Here is a 2143-nt window from a genome sequence, read left to right as displayed (position 1 = left end):
GTCGGCCACTCCCAGGGCGAGATCGCGGCGGCGCACGTCGCCGGCATCCTCTCCCTGGACGACGCCGCCGCCGTGGTGGCGTTGCGGTCGCAGGCTATCGCCCGCGGCCTGGCCGGACGCGGCGGCATGGTGTCGGTCGGGCTGCCGCTCGCCGAGGTGACCGACCGGCTCCCCGTCGGGGTCGAGGTCGCGGCTGTGAACGGTCCGTCCTCGGTCGTGGTGGCCGGTGACCCGGCCGGGCTCGACACCGTGGTGGCCGCCTTCGAGGAGCGCGGCGCCCGGGTGCGGCGGATCCCCGTCGACTATGCCTCGCACACCGCCCACGTGGAGTCGATCGAGGCCGAACTCGCCGAGCTGCTCGGCGCCGTGAAGCCCCGGCCCGCCGCGATCCCCTTCCTCTCCACCCTGGAGAGCCGCTGGCTGGAGGGTCCGGAGCTGGACGCGGGGTACTGGTACCGCAACCTGCGGCAGACCGTCCGCTTCGCCGAGGCCGTCGAGACCCTGGCGGGCGAGGGTTTCCGGGCGTTCGTCGAGGTCAGTGCGCACCCCGTGCTCGCCCACGCCGTCGTCGAGGCCCTGGAGGAGGCCGTCCAGGCGCCGACCGTCGTCACCGGGACCCTGCGTCGTGAGGACGGCGGCTGGGACCGCGTCCTGCTCGCCGCCGCCGAACTCCACGTGCACGGCCTGCCCGTGGACTGGTCCACGGCCCACGCCGAGGCCGGCACCGTCCGCCCCTCCGAACTGCCCACCTACCCCTTCCAGCACCAGCGCTTCTGGCTGGAGCCCGTGGCCGCCACCGGTGACGTGACCGCGTTCGGGGTCGCCGCCGCCGGGCACCCGCTGCTCGGCACCTTGGTCGAACTGCCCGACGGGGGAGAGGTGTTCACCGGGCGGCTGTCGATCCGATCGCACCCGTGGCTGGCCGGCCACGCCGTCTCCGGGACGGTCCTGCTGCCCGGTGCGGCCTTCCTCGAACTCGCCCTGCGGGCGGGGGAGCGGACCGGTCTCGGCCGACTCGACGAACTGGTCGTCGAGGCGCCCGGGATCCTGCCCGAGCGCGGTGGCCTCCAGGTCCGTGTCACGGTCGATCCGGCCACCGCCGACGATGACCGCCGGGCCGTCCACGTGCACTCGCGGCCCGAGGACGCGGAGGGCGGCGTGTGGACCCGGCACGCCACCGGCTTCCTGGCGGCCGAGACCGCACCGGAGTTCGGCTACGAGGCGTGGCCGCCGGCCGGCGCGGAGCCGGTCGCCCTGGACGGCTTCTACGAGCGGCTGGCCGAGGCGGGCTACGAGTACGGCGACGCGTTCCGGGGCCTGCGGGCCGCCTGGCGGTCGGGCGAGGAGGTGTTCGCCGAGGTCGCGCTGCCGGAGGAACTGACGGACTCCGCCGGGCGGTTCGGACTGCACCCGGCCCTGCTGGACGCCGCCCTGCAGTCCGCCAACCTGGGCGCGGCGCCGGTGGCAGGACCGGGGGAGGTGCTGCTGCCGTTCGCCTGGAACGACGTGGCCCTGTACGCGTCCGGGGCCACCGCGCTGCGGGTGCACTCCCGCCGGGAGGGCCCGGACAGCGTCTCCTTCGCGCTGACCGACCCGGTCGGCCGGCCCGTCGGTGCCGTCGGGGCGCTGGTCCTGCGGCCGGTGGCGCCCGAGCGGCTGTCCGCCGCCCAGGACACCGTCGCCGAGCACCTGTACCGCGTCGACTGGGCGCCCGCCGACCTGCCGCGGGCGGCGGACCGCCCGTCCGAGGACGACGTGCTCGACCTGACCCGCGTCCCCGAGGGGTTGCCGGCGCCGCAGGCGGCCCGCGCACTCGTCGGCGCCGCGCTCGGCGGGATCCAGGAGCACCTGGCCGGTGACTCCGCCGGCCCGCTCGCGGTCCTGACCGCGAACGGCGCCGGGGACCCGGCGGCCGCCGCCGTCCGGGGTCTGGTCCGCACCGCGCAGCTCGAACACCCGGGCCGGATCGTCCTGGTGGACACCGACGGCTCGGCGGTGCCCGCCTCACTGGTGGCCGACGCGCTCGCGTCCGGCGAACCCCACGTCACCTGGCGCGACGGGACTGCGGTGGTGCCGCGCCTGGCGCGTGCTGAGGTGCCCGCCGGTGCCGGGCTGGTTCTGGATCCGGTGGGGACGGTGCTGG

At 76.5% G+C, this 2143-nt stretch carries 1 protein-coding gene; it reads left to right on the top strand.

Translation table 11 applies throughout. From position 1 onward, the window contains the following. Positions 1-2143: acyltransferase domain-containing protein (locus AB0P06_RS36840; protein WP_363615374.1), on the top strand; the 2143-nt coding region annotated here is incomplete at both ends.

This window comes from Kitasatospora sp. NPDC088351, assembly GCF_040685575.1.
Lineage (GTDB): Bacteria > Actinomycetota > Actinomycetes > Streptomycetales > Streptomycetaceae > Kitasatospora.
The sequence above is the reverse complement of the archived record's forward strand: the minus strand, read 5'-3'. Positions and strand labels throughout refer to the sequence as shown.